At 52.1% G+C, this 18308-nt stretch carries 16 protein-coding genes and 1 pseudogene; 4 read left to right on the top strand and 13 right to left on the bottom strand.

The features are described from left to right. Positions 1–169: 169 nt before the first annotated feature. The 7 genes and pseudogenes from ABVM99_RS16735 to ABVM99_RS16705 form a co-directional block, all read right to left on the bottom strand. Positions 170–655, bottom strand: coding sequence for a GNAT family N-acetyltransferase (locus tag ABVM99_RS16735; protein WP_000533910.1), 486 nt, complete (start codon positions 653–655; stop codon positions 170–172). Then, positions 643–930 (bottom strand): DUF1778 domain-containing protein, encoded by a 288-nt coding sequence (locus ABVM99_RS16730; protein WP_000965886.1) that lies wholly within the window; start codon positions 928–930, stop codon positions 643–645. Before ABVM99_RS16730 ends, ABVM99_RS16735 begins: the two co-directional genes overlap by 13 nt. Before the next feature lie 177 nt (positions 931–1107). Continuing rightward, entirely contained in the window at positions 1108–1575 is a 468-nt protein-coding gene (locus tag ABVM99_RS16725) for a GNAT family N-acetyltransferase (protein WP_000702452.1), read from the bottom strand. Between the two features lie 141 nt (positions 1576–1716). Then, positions 1717–2145 (bottom strand): annotated as a pseudogene (locus ABVM99_RS16720) (transposase); the annotation flags it as partial. Between the two features lie 465 nt (positions 2146–2610). Next, on the bottom strand, positions 2611–4680 hold the full coding sequence (gene glyS / locus ABVM99_RS16715; RefSeq protein WP_001291739.1) for a glycine--tRNA ligase subunit beta: 2070 nt from the start codon (positions 4678–4680) through the stop codon (positions 2611–2613). Positions 4681–4689: 9 nt separating this feature from the next. Further along, complete coding sequence (gene glyQ, locus ABVM99_RS16710; RefSeq protein WP_001168551.1) at positions 4690–5601, bottom strand: glycine--tRNA ligase subunit alpha; 912 nt, start codon at positions 5599–5601, stop codon at positions 4690–4692. A 138-nt stretch (positions 5602–5739) separates the two neighbouring features. Further along, the gene (locus tag ABVM99_RS16705; protein WP_000605592.1) at positions 5740–6042 is read right to left on the bottom strand and encodes a YsaB family lipoprotein; all 303 of its coding nucleotides are present in this window, start codon (positions 6040–6042) and stop codon (positions 5740–5742) included. Between the two features lie 165 nt (positions 6043–6207). Between ABVM99_RS16705 and ABVM99_RS16700 the strand changes: the two genes are divergently transcribed. After that, complete coding sequence (locus ABVM99_RS16700; protein ID WP_023194857.1) at positions 6208–7203, top strand: acyltransferase; 996 nt, start codon at positions 6208–6210, stop codon at positions 7201–7203. A 22-nt stretch (positions 7204–7225) separates the two neighbouring features. Here ABVM99_RS16700 and ABVM99_RS16695 read toward each other — a convergent pair whose 3' ends face one another. From ABVM99_RS16695 to xylA, 3 genes are all read right to left on the bottom strand, one after another. Next, positions 7226–7579: a YiaA/YiaB family protein gene (locus tag ABVM99_RS16695; protein WP_001635944.1), complete on the bottom strand. Its 354-nt coding sequence runs from the start codon at positions 7577–7579 to the stop codon at positions 7226–7228. A 174-nt stretch (positions 7580–7753) separates the two neighbouring features. Continuing rightward, on the bottom strand, positions 7754–9208 hold the full coding sequence (gene xylB, locus ABVM99_RS16690) for a xylulokinase (protein ID WP_000275322.1): 1455 nt from the start codon (positions 9206–9208) through the stop codon (positions 7754–7756). Between the two features lie 99 nt (positions 9209–9307). After that, positions 9308–10630 carry a xylose isomerase gene (gene xylA, locus ABVM99_RS16685; protein ID WP_001149561.1) on the bottom strand — a complete coding sequence of 441 codons (1323 nt, stop codon included), beginning with the start codon at positions 10628–10630 and terminating at the stop codon, positions 9308–9310. A gap of 362 nt (positions 10631–10992) precedes the next feature. Here xylA and xylR point away from each other — a divergent pair, with 362 nt between their 5' ends. Further along, a complete protein-coding gene (gene xylR / locus ABVM99_RS16680) occupies positions 10993–12171 on the top strand; it encodes a D-xylose utilization transcriptional activator XylR (protein WP_000459824.1) in 1179 nt (392 codons plus the stop codon). Positions 12172–12231: 60 nt separating this feature from the next. Here the strand turns inward: xylR and ABVM99_RS16675 are convergent, their stop codons facing one another. Next, entirely contained in the window at positions 12232–13056 is an 825-nt protein-coding gene (locus ABVM99_RS16675) for a protein bax (protein ID WP_023194858.1), read from the bottom strand. 315 nt (positions 13057–13371) lie between these two features. Here ABVM99_RS16675 and ABVM99_RS16670 point away from each other — a divergent pair, with 315 nt between their 5' ends. Both ABVM99_RS16670 and avtA read left to right on the top strand, forming a co-directional pair. Beyond that, complete coding sequence (locus ABVM99_RS16670; RefSeq protein WP_023181755.1) at positions 13372–15399, top strand: alpha-amylase; 2028 nt, start codon at positions 13372–13374, stop codon at positions 15397–15399. A 173-nt stretch (positions 15400–15572) separates the two neighbouring features. After that, on the top strand, positions 15573–16823 hold the full coding sequence (gene avtA / locus ABVM99_RS16665) for a valine--pyruvate transaminase (RefSeq protein ID WP_023181756.1): 1251 nt from the start codon (positions 15573–15575) through the stop codon (positions 16821–16823). Positions 16824–16859: 36 nt separating this feature from the next. On the opposite strand, the gene ABVM99_RS16660 is transcribed toward avtA, so the two are convergent. After that, positions 16860–17333 (bottom strand): 4Fe-4S dicluster domain-containing protein, encoded by a 474-nt coding sequence (locus ABVM99_RS16660; RefSeq protein WP_023194859.1) that lies wholly within the window; start codon positions 17331–17333, stop codon positions 16860–16862. 116 nt (positions 17334–17449) lie between these two features. Further along, entirely contained in the window at positions 17450–18250 is an 801-nt protein-coding gene (gene yiaJ, locus ABVM99_RS16655) for an IclR family transcriptional regulator YiaJ (protein ID WP_001627094.1), read from the bottom strand. Positions 18251–18308 lie beyond the last annotated feature (58 nt).

Raw genomic sequence — 18308 nt, 5'->3', positions numbered from 1 at the left:
ATAACTAAATAACATTGTCCGCAATCGAATTATCCATTCCGTTGCTTTCTTGCATCACGCGGATTCCTGTCTCGTCAATATTTTGTTCGTCGTATTCTTCCTGAATTTAACCTTAGACGTTCTATCAAATTATCGCTTATAGCGATTTGAACATAACAGTCTTTGCATTCTATTGAGGGAGCCTAAGGAACAATGTTCGCTGCTGAGTTTGTGATGATTTGAAACCATGGTGAATGTAGAAATTTTTGGCTTCTTCGGTAAGTGCATGAACCATGATTGCACGTACACCAATATTCTCGGCAACCCGATAGCAACGAAGCACTGCATCATGAAGTAAATCAGCCCCAAGCCCTTTTCCATGGAATGAGAGCTCGACAGCAAGACGGGCAAGTATAATGACAGGGATGGGATCTGGCATGTTACGCCGAAGGTTGCCTGTCGCTTCTGTATGGTTGACGCTACCGGTGGCCAGAGAGTAAAAACCGGCTACTTGCTTCGTGTCTTTCTTGCACACCACAAATGTTCTGGCCGCTCCGAGAGCCTGGTTTTTGAGGCCCTTTTGCTTCAACCAGTCATCGAGCACAGCTTCACCGCTGACGAACTCAGCTACCTGATGAAAAGCGGACAAAGGTTCTGGTGCTGTTACACGTCCCACTGAGGTTTCCTTGCCAGCAGTTTTTCGATGACGGGATCATCTGCGACCGGTGCATCAAGCAGATTGATGAACTCCTCATATTGCTCATCGTTAAAGTTAAATACACGGCGGTCAAGGATCACTTTCTCGGCAGCCTGGCAGGCCGTTTCCAGAATGAAATCTGTACGTGACTTGTGAAGGATTTCCGCAGCTGCATCAATGAGCGCCCGCTGCGATTCCTTAGCTCTAAGGTTAAGTTGAACATCTGATTTCATGAGACACCCTTTGTATAGCATTTGCTTTACAAGAATAGCACAACCACCATGTATAGCAAACGATATACATCAAGTCGTCGTTTTTCATTTTTTGAATACTGATGTCCGCTTTGTGCCATGAGCGGAAATTGCTCATTGTAGCGGTTTACTGAGTTCAACAAGGCAAAAGAACAATGCTGCCTTTCTGCAGGCTGACTATTATTTCGCCAAACATTTCCTCATCAGAGCATTTTGTAATGTCACTCCACGGCAAATAGGAAAGCCTCGCTCCACTATATGAAAGCCGTGTCGTAGAAAGAACACTTCCGCAGCCTTACTTACATTTGAAGTAAGTTCACTAATTCCACGCTGTCTGGCTTCCTCATGAATGCAATTCATCAGTAGTGTCCCTACCCCCTGTCTTGAATAGGTTCCTGATACAAAGAAATGATCAATGTATCCATTTGGTTGAACATCTGCATATCCAGCTATTTCACCATCTAGCTCTACAACAAAAGGTTGTAATTCCTTAATGTGATTGGCCCATCGCTCCAGGTCGATATCTGCTGGGGCCCAAGCATCAATTTGTTCACGTGTGTAGTAGTGTGATGCGATCGTATGTACAGATGAGAAAAAAACTCTGAATAACGATATTTCATCCCCATTACTGAACCTTCTGATTTTCATAAAACCTCATTGTGAGAGTTACTTGTAGAACAATACTAATTTTTGTGAAATAGGGCGTCCGTTCCTCGCTCATAGCAGACATTTACGTGAGCGTATCCACCAACGTTCAGGTTTCCTGATAGCATCCCTGTACAGACCTTGTTAATTTCTGCCTGGATAGCTCGTTAGGTGGTATTCAACCGGGCTGAGTCCGTTAAATATAAGGCTAATTCGTCGGGGATTGTAGTATCGTATGTAATCCTCAATAGCTATCTTAAGTTCATCAATATCCTTAAATTTACTGGTGTAAAAACTTTCTGATTTTAAAGTCCCGAAAAAACATTCTGCACAGGCATTATCAAGGCAGTTGCCTTTGCGGGACATACTTTGGATGATGCCAAACTCTCGTAACTGATACTGGTACCATCAATGACGGTATTGCCAGCCCTGATCTGAATGAAGAACCGGATTGGTACCCGCATCAAGTCTGGCAAATGCCTTCATGAGTATGTCATCGATCATCGGCATGGTTGGACGTTCTGAAATACTGCAGGAGATCGCTTCGTTATTGAAGAGATCAATAATGGGCGCAGTGCACTTTTGATTTATATACCCTTCATACTTCAAGTTGCTTATGTGTTGGCTACGGATTACTCGGCCCATCCATGGGCCTCGCCCTGACGGGCCGTCGCACGCGACGTTCAAATCTGCTCCCGGCAGATTTGTCGCTCACCCCAGTCACATAGTTATCTATGCTCTTGGGGACTCACTCCCTTGCCGCCTTTAAGCAACTCGAATTATTTTGGGTATAGTCAGGTGGGGATTTTCTCTGTCTGCCTTTTGGTGAATACCTGAGACAAACAGTCTCAAGCACCCGCAGCTATTCTAACGCCAATATCCGTACCGCCAGCGTTAATGTATTCCTGAAATATTTTTTGCCAATCAATAGAAATAACCACGGCTATGAGTTACAGAATTATTAGCGAATCAACTAATACTATTTACGTTATAAAAAAACCTGCCCGAAAGCAGGTTTTTTTTTAATTAACTGAACGCTTATTGTAGTAACGAAATATCCGCAACCTGCAGGAACAGTTCGCGTAGTTTCGACAACAGCGTCAGGCGGTTGATACGGATATCTTTCTCTTCCGCGTTAACCATGACATTTTCGAAGAATTCATCCACCGGCGCGCGCAGTGCCGCCAGCTCAATCAACGCTTCCTGATAACGACCATCGGCAAAGTACGGCTGAAGCTTATCACGCAGCACAACCAGATGTCTGGCCAACTCAATTTCCGCCGCTTCTTTCAGTACGGAGGCGTGGACGATATCGTTCAGCGGCTCAGTGGCTTTCGCCAGGATGTTGGAGACGCGCTTGTTCGCCGCCGCCAGCGCAGAGGCTTCTTCCAGGGTACGGAAGTGCGATACCGCTTTCATACGAGCATCGAAATCTGCCGGACGGGTCGGACGACGCGCCAGTACCGCCTGGATAGTGTCGACGGTGTAACCTTCATCCTGATACCAGGCGCGGAAGCGACCCAGCATAAAATCGATGACATCATCGACTACGTTGGCATTGGTCAGCTTGTCGCCATACAGACGCACCGCTTCCTCGGTCAGCGTTTGCAGATCAAGGTTGAGGTTCTTCTCAACGATGATGCGCAGCACGCCCAGCGCGGCACGACGCAGCGCAAACGGGTCTTTGTCGCCTTTCGGATGCTGACCAATACCGAAGATACCCGCCAGAGTGTCCATCTTATCGGCGATCGCCAGCGCACAGGCTACCGGGTTAGACGGCAGGTCATCACCGGCAAAGCGCGGCTGATACTGTTCGTTCAGCGCCACAGCCACATCTTCCGCTTCACCATCATGGCGCGCGTAGTGCATCCCCATCACACCCTGGGTGTCGGTGAACTCGAAGACCATGTTGGTCATCAGGTCGCACTTGGAGAGCAGGCCCGCACGAGTGGCGTGGTTGACGTCAGCGCCAATCTGACCGGCAATCCAGCCCGCCAGCGCCTGAATACGATCGGTCTTGTCGCGCAGCGTGCCCAGCTGTTGCTGGAACAGCACGGTTTGCAGACGCGGCAGATGGTCTTCCAGACGTTTTTTACGGTCGGTATTGAAGAAGAATTCAGCATCTGCCAGACGCGGACGCACCACTTTCTCGTTACCGGAGATAATCTGGGTCGGATCTTTCGACTCGATGTTGGCGACGAAGATAAAGTTCGGCAGCAGCTTGCCCGCGTTGTCATAAACCGGGAAATACTTCTGGTCGCCCTTCATGGTGTACACCAGCGCTTCGGCAGGCACGGCGAGGAATTTCTCTTCGAATTTTGCCGTCAATACCACCGGCCATTCCACCAGCGAGGCCACTTCTTCCAGCAGGCTTTCGCTCAGGTCGGCATTACCGCCAATCTTGCGTGCTGCTTCTTCGGCGTCCGCTTTGATTTTGGCTTTACGCGCTTCGTAGTCGGCAATGACTTTACCGCGCTCCAGCAGAATTTGCGGGTACTGGTCAGCATTGTCGATAGTAAACTCAGGCTCACCCATAAAGCGGTGGCCGCGAATGACGCGGTCAGACTGAATGCCCAGGATGGTCGCCGGAATCACTTTATCGCCCAGCAGCAGAGTCACGGTGTGCACCGGACGCACGAAGTGGACGTCAGACGCACCCCAGCGCATCAGTTTCGGGATCGGTAGTTTTGCCAGCGAGGTGGCTACCATGTTCGGCACCAGCGCTTCGGTACTTTCGCCCTTCACGTGGGCGCGATACAGCAGCCATTCGCCTTTGTCGGTCTTCAGACGCTCGGCCTGATCAACGGTGATCCCGCAGCCGCGCGCCCAGCCTTCTGCCGCTTTGCTCGGTTTGCCTTCGGCGTCAAACGCCTGAGCAATCGCCGGACCACGTTTTTCGACTTCGCGATCGGGCTGAGATTCAGCAAGATTCGCCACTTTCAGCGCCAGACGGCGCGGGGCGGCAAACCATTCAACGTTACCGTGCGCGAGGCCGGCGTTATCCAGCTCCGCAGTGAAGTTCGCAGCAAAGGACTCAGCCAAACTGCGCAGTGCTTTTGGTGGCAGCTCTTCAGTGCCGATTTCCACCAGAAAAGTTTTCTCAGACATGGCCGCCTCTTACTTGTCTTTGTTGCACATCGGGAAGCCGAGGGCTTCACGGGAAGCATAATAAGCCTCTGCCACTGCTTTGGTCAGGGTGCGAATACGCAAAATGTAGCGCTGACGTTCGGTGACGGAGATAGCTTTACGCGCATCCAGCAGGTTGAAGCTATGGGCGGCTTTCAGAATACGCTCGTAGGCCGGCAGCGGCAGCGGGTTTTCCAGTGCTAGTAGCTGCTGGGCTTCTTTCTCATACTGCTCGAAGCAGGTGAATAAGAAATCCACATCGGCGTATTCAAAGTTATAGGTGGACTGCTCCACTTCGTTTTGATGGAACACGTCACCGTAGGTGGTTTTACCCAGCGGGCCATCGCTCCAGACCAGGTCGTAAACGCTGTCCACGCCCTGGATATACATCGCCAGACGTTCCAGACCGTAGGTGATTTCACCGGTCACCGGCTTGCACTCCAGGCCGCCGACCTGCTGGAAGTAGGTGAACTGCGTCACTTCCATGCCATTCAGCCACACTTCCCAGCCGAGTCCCCAGGCGCCCAGCGTCGGGTTCTCCCAGTTATCTTCCACGAAACGGATGTCGTGAATGGTCGGGTCCATACCCAGCTCTTTCAGAGAACCGAGGTACAGCTCCTGAATGTTGTCCGGAGACGGCTTAATCACTACCTGGAACTGATAGTAGTGCTGTAAGCGGTTCGGGTTTTCGCCGTAGCGGCCATCGGTCGGACGACGAGAAGGCTGCACATAGGCAGTCGCCATCGGCTCTGGCCCCAGCGCGCGCAGGCAGGTCATTGGATGAGAAGTTCCCGCGCCGACTTCCATGTCCAATGGTTGAACAATGGTGCAGCCCTGGCGAGCCCAGTAATCCTGTAAGGTCAGGATCAAGCCCTGGAAGGTCCTGGTATCAAACTTTTGCATATTATTTCGTGCTGGATACGTGTGGATTTAAAGGAAGGAGCCAGTATACCCGCTGGATGCGAGATATACAGTATGAAACCGGCTTGTTTAGCGAAAATTGCCGGATTTCGCGGCATCACACCTCACCAGGCGCGGCTTTTACCGCATAGAAAGATGTAAAAACTGCCCATCTGCATCAAAAGAGCAGACAAAACTCTCTTTACGGAAGGTATTACCACGCATCTCATAGCTCCCCTGAAACTGTTCGAAGCCGGTAACAGCAATTTTCTGTGCGCCAGTGTTGTAACGCTGCGCCGCCTGAGCTTTACACAATGCTTCCATATCCAGCGTGCGTGTTGGGCTCACTTTACTCTGCTGGGCTTTTTGCGTCGGTGGCGGTGTCGCTGTGCATCCCACCAGAGCGATGGCTATCATCACAGTACAGAAATACTTCATTATCATTTTTATTACCGTCTGGTTTGCTGGTCAGTCTTATTATTAAGGTTTGTGGGTAGCAGACACATTGTGCGAATCTCCTTACGCCATCACAAGATGTAGCGTAGAAAGTCGGATTTTTCCAGTGAGCCACCGCGCTGGAACTCTATTCAAACGGAAGCTGAGGAACTGATGCAGCCTAAAATTAACTGGATTGATAACCTGCGAGGGATCGCCTGTTTAATGGTAGTGATGATCCATACTACAACGTGGTACATCACCAACGCCCACAGCGTCAGCCCGCTAAACTGGGATATTGCGAACGTCCTGAATTCGGCTTCGCGCGTTAGCGTTCCTCTGTTTTTTATGATTTCAGGCTATCTTTTTTTTGGCGAGCGCTGCGCGCAACCGCGGCATTTTTTACGTATCGCCCTGTGCCTTATCTTTTACAGCGTTGTCGCCCTGGCTTACATTTCACTTTTTACTTCGATCAACGTCGAGCTTTCGCTAAAAAATGCGCTGCAAAAACCCGTGTTTTACCACCTGTGGTTTTTCTTTGCGATTACGGTGATCTACCTGGTATCGCCATTAATCCAGGTAAAAAACGTGAGCGGCAAAATGCTCCTGATGCTGATGGTGATCATTGGTATTATTGCTAACCCAAATACTGTGCCGCAAAAAATCGGCGGCGTTGAATGGTTGCCCATCAATCTGTATATCAGCGGCGACACGTTCTACTACATTCTCTACGGTATCCTGGGCCGCGCCATTGGAATGATGGAGACGCAAAAGTCATCGCTGACGCTTATCTGCGCTGCCCTGTTCATCATCGCGGTATTTGTTATTTCTCGCGGCACATTGCATGAATTACGCTGGCGCGGAAATTTTGCCGATACCTGGTATCTGTATTGCGGTCCCATGGTGTTTATTTGCGCTGTCTCACTGTTCACGATAGTTAAAAATAAGCTGAATGCGCGGACGTTACCTGGACTGGGACTTATCTCCCGCCACTCGCTGGGTATTTATGGTTTCCACGCGCTGATTATCCATGCGCTACGTACTAATGGTCTGGAGTTAAAACGTTGGCCGCCGTTAGACATCGTGTGGGTTTTTGCCGCGACGGTGACAGGAAGCCTGCTACTTTCCATGCTGTTACAGCGTATTGATAAACGGAAATGGGTTAGCTAAACGACAATGATGGCTCCGGCCATCATTCATCATCACTGTAGGAAGCGTAAAGATCGGTTCCATATATACTGACCCCCAGCGCCACCAGACACAGTATTTTCAGCGCGCCCGCCAGCGCCAGGTTAAATACGCCGACCGCGACCATGCCGATGCCAAGCAACAGCAAAGATTTGCAACGAGAAAGCAAGCGGTCATTCCCCGTGTGTTCCTGGCGAATTAAGACTGGAAAACCGCACATGACGATTGCCGCAAAAAAATATCCCTTTTCGCTTAATGTATGACAGCCTGGCCACAGTCCCACCAGGTATACCACTGCACCGACAACTAACATTCCCAGGCCGAACATCCGTTTCCTGCGTGCAACGTGATCGTCCATCTCACTCTCCTTGTGGTTGTGTGAGACACATTAAGCGAAGAAATAGAGATGAAAAAGGCGCCTGCTCAGCAATAATATAAAAATCAGAAAACACACATACTTACTTCGATATAATTCAATAGAATTAATATTTACGGGGAATGCCTTTCAGCCAAAACCGAAAGGCATTCTGACTTATGACATCAACGGCAACAGCTGCTGATAGAGTCGACGGAAGGTTTCACGACGTTGTTGATAAACCGCATGACGCTGCGCATCGGGATAATGCGCCTGCTCCAGCGGCAACTGCGGCAATACATCGGCGAGCGGAGTCTGTTTATTCACCGCAATTTGCGCCAGACGCGCCGCGCCCAGCGCTGGCCCCACATCGCCGCCAGTACGATAATCAAGCTGTAGCCCGCTAATATCAGATAGCATCTGACGCCAGTATTCGCTGCGCGCCCCGCCGCCGATAAGCGTCACGCTGGCGGGTTTGACGCCGCAGGCGTGAACCACATCCATGCCATCCGCCAGAGCATATCCCACGCCTTCCAGTACCGCCCGCGCCAGTTCCGCCGGGCCATGCTGATGGGTTAAACCAAAGAAAACGCCTTTTGCCTGCGGATTATTGTGCGGCGTGCGCTCGCCGGACAGGTACGGCAAAAACCAGATCGGATCGGTATGCTCATCCGCCAGCTGCGCGGCGGCAATCAGCGTCGGGACGTTCTTCTGCCCGGTGAGTTTAGCCGCCCAGTCCAGACAAGAGGCGGCGCTCAACATTACAGACATTAAATGCCAGCGTTCCGGCAGCGCATGGCAAAAACTGTGTACTGCGCTCTCCGGTTTACTCAGAAAGCCGTCGCTGACGGCAAAATAGACGCCCGATGTTCCAAGTGAGAGCATCGCCTGTCCGGCATCGATCATTCCTACGCCGACTGCGCCAGCCGCATTGTCGCCGCCGCCCGCCACCACAGGTACTGCTGGCATTCCCCATGCGCTGGCTACCTCTGGCAGCAACGTTCCGGTAATGTCACTACCTTCAAATAACGCTGGCATCTGCTGTCGGGTTAAATGACAGGCGTTGAGCATAACGTCGCTCCAGTCGCGCTTTTTCACGTCCAGCCACATCGTTCCCGCTGCATCCGACATATCGCTGGCAAAGACGCCCGTCATTCGCAGCCGCAGAAAATCTTTCGGCAGCAGAACTTTGTCTATCTGGCGGAAAATATCCGGTTCGTGGCGCTGCACCCAGACTAATTTGGGCGCGGTAAAACCGGGCATCATCAGATTACCGGTTATCGCACGCGACTGCGGCACCTGTTTTTCCAGCCAGGCGCACTCTTCGCTACAGCGTCCGTCATTCCATAAAATCGCTGGTCGCAGAACCTGCTGACGGCTATCAAGCAATGTCGCGCCATGCATTTGTCCGGCGATGCCCAACGCCCGGACGCCACTTAACGACTGTTGCCGACCTAAACCTTTAACCGCACGATCCGTCGCCTGCCACCACTGCTCTGGTTCCTGTTCCGACCATAAGGGATGCGGACGCGATACGGTCAGTTTTTCAGTATGCGTAGCCAGCACATCGCCCTGCTCATTCAACAGGATAGCTTTTACACCCGATGTACCAAGATCGATCCCGATATACATAGTGTGGGTTCCTTTACTGAAAGCGCCCGGCAGCGCTACGCTTACCGGGCTAATCACGACTACAGGCCGGGCTAACGCGGAGTCGCCCGGTAGATAAGGTTATTTATCAAACAGATAACGGTTAACCAGATTTTCTAACAGCTCCTGATGACCGCTTTGATGTACTGGCGCCAGATTATGCTGCTCCGCATACTGCGCCAGTTCGCCTAAGGAGAGTTGTCCTTTCAGAATCTGCTGCCCCAGCTCGCCATTCCAGCCGGCATAGCGCTTCGCCACGCGTTTATCCAGCTCGCCGTCTTCAACCATACGCGCGGCGATTTTCAGCGACAACGCCATCGTATCCATCGCGCCGATATGACCGTAGAACAGATCGTATTTATCGGTGCTCTGGCGACGAACTTTGGCGTCGAAGTTGAGACCGCCCGTCGTGAATCCGCCCGCTTTCAGGATTTCGTACATCACCAGCGCGTTCTCTTCAACGCTAATCGGGAACTGATCGGTATCCCAGCCCAGTTGCGCATCGCCGCGGTTGGCGTCAACGGAGCCAAAAATACCCAGCGCGATAGCGGTCGCGATTTCATGGTGGAACGAATGACCCGCCAGCGTCGCGTGGTTCGCCTCAATGTTCACTTTGATCTCTTTTTCCAGGCCGAACTGTTTGAGGAAGCCATAAACCGTTGCAACGTCATAATCATACTGATGTTTAGTCGGTTCCTGCGGTTTCGGTTCAATCAGCAGCGTGCCCTGGAAACCCATTTTATGTTTGTGCTCGACCACCATTTGCATAAAGCGGCCAATCTGTTCGCGTTCCTGGCGCAGATCGGTATTCAGCAACGTTTCATAACCTTCGCGCCCGCCCCACAGGACGTAATTTTCGCCGCCCAGTTTATGCGTGGCGTTCATTGCCGTAACCACTTGCGTCGCTGCCCAGCTAAAGACTTCCGGATCCGGGTTAGTGGCGGCGCCTGCGCCATAGCGCGGGTTGGTAAAGCAGTTCGCCGTTCCCCACAGCAGTTTTACGCCGCTCTGTTCCTGTTTCGCCGCCAGCACATCCACCATCTGCGCGAAGTTGTTTTTATATTCTTTCAACGACGCGCCTTCCGGCGACACATCCACGTCATGGAAGCAATAAAAAGGCACATTCAGTTTGTGGAAAAATTCAAACGCCACGTCCGCTTTGCGTTTCGCCAGCTCCAGCGCTTCGCCCGGTTGCTGCCACGGACGATTAAACGCGCCTACACCAAACATATCCGCGCCGTTCCAGCAGAAGGTATGCCAGTAACAGGCCGCGAAACGCAGGTGATCTTCCATACGTTTACCTAAAACCAGCTCGTCGGGATTGTAATGACGAAATGCCAGCGGGTTAGTCGATTGAGGGCCTTCATAGCGAACACGATCGAGTTGGTCAAAATAAGCCTGCATAGTGAGCTCCATAATCAGATAAGACGGCAAGTAAACGACATAACGTCATACTGGAATTTCCTGATTTATTGCTCAATTACGTTATTTCACACCGCTATTAAGAGAATCCCCAAATGTGCTCTGGCTCTCAAAAAAACGCTGAAAACCACAGAAGAAAAAAGCGATCGCGATCGAATCCTGGCAAATAAACAAAAAACCGTAATATATAGATAAGAAATGACAATTGTCATCCGCCGTTTGCTGTGATGAATTTCGCATAACGTTTCAGGCGCAAAATAATTTGTCATCATTCGCCAGACCGTTATGTCAGCCGTTTTGATAGTATCCATGAGTCCAGGTTCACTTTTGCAGGATATATCCTCATGTTTGATAAACGTCACCGCATCACTCTGTTATTTAACGCGAATAAAGCCTATGACCGTCAGGTAGTGGAGGGGGTGGGTGAATATTTACAAGCCTCGCAATCCGAATGGGATATATTTATTGAGGAAGATTTCCGTGCCCGTATCGATAACATTAAAGAGTGGTTAGGCGACGGCGTTATTGCAGATTACGATGATGACGATATCGCGCAATTATTAGCCGATGTCGACGTACCCATTGTCGGGGTCGGCGGTTCTTACCATCTTGCTGAAAATTATCCCGCCGTTCATTACATCGCCACCGATAATCATGCGCTCGTTGAAAGCGCTTTCCTGCATTTAAAAGAAAAAGGCGTTAACCGCTTCGCGTTTTACGGTTTGCCCGACTCCAGCCGCAAACATTGGGCGGCGGAACGGGAATACGCCTTTCGCCAGCTGGTCGCCGAGGAAAAATACCGCGGCGTAGTCTATCAGGGGCTGGAAACCGCGCCGGAAAACTGGCAGCACGCGCAAAATCGCCTCGCCGACTGGCTTCAGACGCTGCCGCCGCAAACCGGCATCATTGCCGTAACGGATGCCCGCGCCCGTCACGTATTGCAGGCCTGTGAACACCTGCATATTCCGGTGCCGGAAAAACTTTGCGTTATCGGTATTGATAACGAAGAGTTAACCCGTTATCTGTCGCGCGTCGCGCTTTCCTCCGTCGCGCAGGGGGCGCGGCAAATGGGCTATCAGGCGGCGAAGCTGCTGCACCGTTTGCTGGCGCGCGAAGAGATGCCGTTACAGCGCATTCTGGTGCCGCCGGTGCGCGTCATTGCGCGCCGCTCGACAGACTATCGCTCCCTGACCGATCCGGCGGTTATCCAGGCGATGCACTTTATTCGTAACCATGCCTGTAAGGGCATTAAAGTCGAGCAGGTGCTGGACGCGGTTGGGATTTCACGTTCAAACCTGGAAAAACGTTTTAAGGAAGAAGTTGGCGAGACGATACATGCGCTGATCCACGCCGAAAAGCTGGAAAAAGCGCGTAGTTTGTTGATTTCTACCACGTTGGCGATAAACGAAATTTCGCAAATGTGCGGCTACCCGTCACTGCAATATTTCTATTCGGTGTTTAAAAAGGAGTACGTCACTACGCCTAAGGAGTATCGCGACCAGCATAGTGAAGCGTTGTTGTAGTTTATCCAGCCTACAGATGCCTTGTAAGCCGGATAGCGTAGCGCCATCCGGCACACAGAATTACATATGCGCGGCGATCAGACGCTGGTTGTCCTGGTACATCGCGAACAAGTAGTTGTTATAGCGCGACCCCTGGGTAGAGTAACCCTTTAGCTTATGAATCATCGCCGTGGCGGTGACTTCCTGATCCGCCTTACGCAGTTGGGCGCGCGACTTGCGGAAAGAAGAATAAGCCGGATGCGTGTTCAGGTTGGCGACATACGCGCTCACCGACTCCTCAACCGACGCGAATTGCGAGTAACCTTTCACCTTACCCGGCGTATTGGTACAACGCCCTTTCATGCACTTCATGCCGAACAGGTTATTGTTGCTACGCGCCAGTTTAGAGGTTCCCCAGCCGCTTTCCGCCGCCGCCATCGTCGCCACCATGCTGGTTGGGATAATGTCGACGCGCTCCAGCAACGTATTCCACGGAATACGACGCGTGTTGCCGGACCAGCTCACTTTATAGCGCTTCGCGATATCTTTCATACGCGCGCGTTCAGACGGCGACCAGCGGTTCTGGTACTGTTTTGAGATCAGCCAATTACGGTCCGCGGTAATCGCGGCATTTTGGCTGGTGATGTAAGGCATAACGGTCCGGAGAAACGCTTTTTTTCTGGGGGTTCCGGAAGGGTATTTTCGCAAATCAGGAAGTGAACTGCTCTTTGCACTATTGCGAGAATACTCTTGTTTACTGCTAACCTGTTTATAACTTGTCTCAGTTATGTGGGACTTTTGACTCGTTTGTGTTGCGTGCGTCTTTGCCAGCACCTCACCCGAAAATGCGATGGTGAGTAACATAAGAATCATTGCCCCATATCGTCGCATGGGAGTCAATATCATTAGGTCTCCTGGTCGGATTGATACATTCCAACACCTTTTATTTTTCACGAAGTTAAGGTTTGAACCCCAAATTCTAGCAAAAATAGGCTTAAAAAGCACCTCAGGGAATAGTCTTAATCCGAAACTATGTCAACTATTAACGATAACAGGCAGCAATAATGCCAATAAAATGTGGTGCTTATCGCAAATAGAGGCGTTTTTTTGCGCCTCGTCGCTCACCCTCGCGCCTCCTCCTGCGCGACTCTCTGCTGAGGAGGAGTTCATTCGCCTAAAAACCAGGCAAGCTGATGAATATTGCCCACAAAGGATAGCGTGATGAAACTTGCCGCCTTCGCTCTGACGCTGATACCCGGTATCGCGATCGCCTCATCATGGACCTCGCCCGGTTTTCCGACGTTCTCGACGCAGGAAACCGGGCGCTTTACCAGCCATGCTGCATTAACAAAAGGTACACGCGCGTTAACGCTCCATATTGACCAGCAGTGCTGGCAGCCCTCCGGCGCCATAAAACTCAACCAAATGTTGTCGTTAAAACCTTGCGAAGGCGCGCCGCCGCAATGGCGTTTGTTTAAAGATGGCGACTATACGATAACGGTAGATACCCGCTCCGGTACGCCGACCCTGTTGTTATCGATAAAAACTGAACCTGAACGCACCGCGCAGCTCGCCCGTCAGTGTCCCGTCTGGGATGGTTCGCCGCTCACGCTGGATGTTCGCCAGACCTTTCCGGAAGGGACGGTAGTGCGCGATTATTACAGTGGTCAAACCGATACCGTCCAAAACGGGCAAATCACGCTGCAACCTGCCGACAGCCACGGGCTTTTATTGCTGGAGCGCGCGGAAACCCATGCATCAGCGCCTTTTAACTGGCGCAACGCCACCGTTTATTTTGTGCTTACGGATCGCTTTCGCAATGGCGAGCCAACCAACGACCACAGCTATGGTCGCCATAAGGATGGTATGCAAGAGATTGGCACTTTCCACGGCGGCGATTTACGTGGGTTGACGAGTCAACTGGACTATCTACAGCAATTAGGCGTGAACGCCTTGTGGATAAGCTCGCCGTTTGAACAGATCCACGGCTGGGTCGGCGGCGGAACAAAAGGCGATTTTCCTCATTACGCCTATCACGGCTATTACACTCAGGACTGGACGACGCTGGATGCCAATATGGGCAGCGAAGCCGATCTCCGCGCGCTGGTCGACGGCGCACACCAGCGCGGCATCCGTATTTTATTTGACGTAGTAATGAATCATGCCGGTTACGCCACGCTGGCGGATATGCAGGAGTATCAGTTCGGCGCGCTCTATTTATCCGGCGCGGAACGGCAAAAAATTCTCGGCGATCGCTGGACAAACTGGCGACCCGCCGCCGGACAAAGCTGGCACAGCTTTAACGACTACATCAACTTCAGCGACAGCGCCGCCTGGGAAAAATGGTGGGGGAAAAAGTGGATTCGTACCGATATTGGCGACTACGACAGTCCGGGATTTGACGATTTAACCCTGTCGCTGGCCTTCCTGCCGGATATAAAAACGGAATCTACCACGCCTTCCGGCCTACCCGAGTTCTATGCCAACAAACCTGATACTAAAGCAAAGTTCATTGAGGGCTATACGCCACGGGATTATCTGACTCACTGGTTAAGCCAGTGGGTGCATGATTACGGCATTGACGGGTTCCGGGTCGATACGGCCAAAAACGTTGAGCTTCCTGCCTGGCAACAGCTAAAAACCCAGGCCAGCGCGGCGTTACATGAATGGAAGCAGGCCAATCCGGACAAAGCGCTGGATGATAGCCCGTTCTGGATGACTGGCGAAGCGTGGGGCCACGGCGTCATGAAAAGTGATTATTATCGCTATGGTTTCGACGCGATGATCAATTTTGATTATCAGGAGCAGGCGGCGAAGGCGGTCGATTGCCTGGCGGAAATGGGGCCAGTCTGGCAGCAGATGGCGGATAAAATGCAGGATTTCAACGTATTAAGTTACCTCTCCTCGCATGATACGCGCCTTTTCCGTGAGGGCGGTGATAAGGCGGCGGAACTGCTGCTGCTTTCGCCGGGCGCGGTGCAGATCTTTTACGGCGATGAATCCGCTCGTCCCTTCGGCCCCACCGGCTCCGACCCGCTGCAAGGCACCCGTTCAGATATGAACTGGCAGGACGTGAGCGGAAAGTCAGCCGCAGCCGTCGCGCACTGGCAGCGTATTAGCCAGTTCCGCGCCAGACATCCCGCCATCGGCGCAGGCCAACAAACCACGCTGACGCTAAAACACGGGTACGGTTTTGTACGCCAGTACGGCGACGATACGGTGATGGTCGTCTGGGCGGGCCGCCGCTAATCGTGGCGCTACCGGTCTCCTCGCGTACCGGTAGCCCCTTCAAAATAAAAAACTAACCTGATAAAAATTTGTAGCATAAAACATCAATACCACCGCCTGACCCCCATTTGCGCCCCGCCATTTGTAGCGTTATGGTTATCCACTTTGACAGACAGTTCGATAGATCACCCGTTATGACATTTTCACTTTTCGGCGATAAATTTACCCGCCATTCAGGCATTACCCGCCTGATGGAGGATCTCAACGACGGCTTACGCACGCCAGGCGCCATCATGCTTGGCGGCGGTAACCCGGCACACATCTCTGCAATGCAGGATTATTTCCAGACGCTACTGACAGATATGGTAGAAAGCGGCAAAGCCGCTGATGCGCTTTGTAATTATGACGGTCCCCAGGGAAAAACGGCGCTACTGAATGCACTGGCCGTACTGCTACGTGAAACGCTGGGATGGGATATCGAACCACAGAATATTGCGCTGACAAATGGCAGTCAGAGCGCGTTTTTCTACTTATTTAATCTCTTCGCCGGACGTCGCGCCGACGGCAGTACGAAAAAGGTACTATTCCCGCTTGCGCCGGAATACATCGGCTATGCAGATTCCGGTCTGGAAGACGACCTCTTCGTTTCGGCGCGCCCGAATATTGAGCTGCTGCCGGAAGGCCAGTTTAAGTATCACGTCGATTTTGAGCATCTGCACATCGGCGAAGAAACGGGGATGATTTGCGTCTCGCGCCCGACCAACCCAACCGGTAACGTTATCACCGACGAAGAGCTGATGAAGCTGGACAGACTGGCGAATCAGCACAACATCCCACTGGTGATTGATAACGCTTACGGCGTACCGTTTCCGGGCATTATCTTTAGCGAGGCGCGCCCTCTGTGGAACCCCAATATTATCCTATGCATGAGCCTCTCGAAGCTGGGGCTGCCCGGTTCCCGCTGCGGGATTATCATCGCCAATGATAAGACGATTACCGCCATTGCCAACATGAACGGCATTATCAGCCTTGCGCCCGGCGGCATGGGTCCGGCGATGATGTGCGAAATGATTAAGCGTAACGATCTGCTGCGGCTGTCGGAAACGGTTATCAAACCTTTCTACTATCAGCGCGTTCAACAGACTATCGCGATCATTCGTCGCTATTTATCCGAAGAACGCTGCCTGATTCATAAACCGGAAGGCGCAATATTTTTGTGGCTGTGGTTTAAAGATCTGCCGATAACCACCGAGCTACTCTATCAACGCTTGAAAGCGCGCGGCGTGCTGATGGTGCCGGGCCACTATTTCTTTCCCGGGCTGGATAAACCCTGGCCGCACACACACCAGTGTATGCGGATGAACTACGTGCCTGAACCGGACAAAATCGAGGCGGGCGTAAAAATTCTGGCAGAAGAGATAGAACGCGCCTGGCGTGAAGGCTGACGGCTATTCCGGCCATCATGCAGGCCGGAACGACATTCAGAAAGGTTGAGAATAGAGGCGCTGGCGCTGCACGTGTGCTGCGTCAACGCACTGTAACGCACTGGTCGGGCAGGCTTCCACGCACGCCGGCCCCGCTTCCCGATGCCAGCAAAGATCGCATTTAATCGCCTGCGCGCCTGACGCGAACGCCACCACGGTCATCGCACCAAACGGGCAAGCCAGCATACAGCTTTTACAACCAATGCAGCGCGATGGCGTCACGAAGATATGCCCCCGATCACGGCGAATCGCCTGTACCGGGCAGACATTCGCGCACGGCGCGTCCTCACACTGATGGCAGACCGTGGCCGTGGTGAAGCTATCCTCTTTTATCACCCGGATACGCGGCACAAAGTCCGCCGTCGTCACCGCCGCGCTATTCTGCTGTTCCTGGTGCGACACCACGCAGGCGACCTCGCAGGTACGACACCCGATACACGCCGACGCATCCGCCATAATAAACCGGTTCATTGTTCTCCCCCTGCGTTAAAACGCCAGAATGCCAGAGAGCCATTCCCCGCCGCTTTGATCCCACTACGCAAACGGACAAATTTTGTCAGATGCCTGATAAAACCTGGCGAGCTGTCTTATTCGCGAACGGTAAATCCCAGCTCATTAGAGATAGCCTGTGCGGTTTCACGCAACGGTTTGAGCAGATTTTTCTCGCCGATCTGTTTTAGCCGTGACGTCGACAGCGAAATAGAAATGGCGTAAGGCACTCGATGGTGAATATCAAACACAGGCACAGCAATACAGGAAACGCCCAGTTCATTTTCTTCGCGATCCATCGCCATGCTGGTTTCACGAATTTGCGCCAGCTCATCGTACATTGCTGGTAAATCGGTAATGGTATTACGAGTCAGCGGCTGGATCTGTTCTTTATGGCTTTCCCAGTAAGACGCCACATAATCCGGCTGACCAAACGCCATATAAATTTTCCCCATCGCCGAGCAGTACAGCGGCATATGCTGGCCAATGTAGGCACGCGTGCGCAGCATACCGGTGGTCGGTTCCAGCTTATAAATCAGGATAGCGTGGTCATCTTCACGGCTGGAAAAATTCACCGTCTCGCCAGTGGCCAGGTTGAGCGCCTCAAGGTGCGGTGCCGCAACGTGGATGATATTCAGCGATGACAGGGCTTTTTGGCCGACGGCAATAAACTTTGTCGTCAGACGGTAGCTCCCGGCCGCCGGCGCTGGCGTCACATATCCGCAGGATTGAAGCCCCTGCAACAAACGATGGACGGTACTCTTGTTCAACCCCGCCAGCTCCGACAGGTGCGCCAGTGGGCAACCGTTCGGGTAGTTACTCAAAATTTCTATCAACATCAGGCCACGAAACAGGCTCTGACTCCCCGCAGGCTTCTCTTTATCGTTGTTCTGGCTCATCAGAAAACTCTCTCCTTTCTTGGGCGATCAGATGGTAGCTCAAAGTGTGTTGCAGTTC

It is taken from the genome of Salmonella sp. SJTUF15591, assembly GCF_043356435.1.
GTDB classification, from domain to species: Bacteria; Pseudomonadota; Gammaproteobacteria; order Enterobacterales; family Enterobacteriaceae; genus Salmonella; species Salmonella enterica.
Note: the sequence above shows the minus strand (reverse complement) of the source record. Positions and strands in the feature narration are given on the sequence as shown.